Consider the following 551-nt stretch of genomic DNA (forward strand, 5'->3'; position numbering starts at 1 on the left):
GGAGCGTGGCTGAACCAACGGCCTATTTGACGGATTGGTGGGGTACGCCGCTAAACGCAGAAGCGTATTCAGCCGATGCCAAATCACTCGCGATGGGCGCGACCATGTTTCACTGGGGTGTTCACGGTTGGAGTATTTACGCCCTTGTTGCGTTGGCGCTTGCTTTTTTCGCCTTTAACAAAGGTTTACCGCTTTCATTGCGTGCGGCGTTTTACCCAATTTTTGGTGATCGTGCATGGGGCTGGTTAGGTCACGTTATCGATATCCTTGCTGTACTTTCGACGTTGTTCGGTCTTGCGACTTCTCTTGGTTTGGGTGCTCAGCAAGCAACCAGTGGTATTAACCATGTATTTGGTTTAAACGGCGGCATCGGTACACAAATGGTGGTGATTGCGTTTGTAACCTTTATTGCTGTGCTTTCTGTTGTTCGTGGTATTGACGGCGGTGTCAAACTCCTAAGTAACGTCAATATGATCGTTGCGTTTGCTCTGCTTATTTTTATTACGTTCATTACCTTTGATACTGCGATGGGTTCATTAGTCGACACGACA

The 551-nt window shown here is 47.9% G+C and carries 1 protein-coding gene; it reads left to right on the forward strand.

The features are described from left to right. Window positions 1–551, forward strand: a 551-nt coding sequence (locus tag R7Q11_RS28570; protein WP_225467275.1) for a BCCT family transporter, incomplete at both ends; no start/stop codon positions are given.

The organism is Vibrio sp. 970 (genome assembly GCF_033339075.1).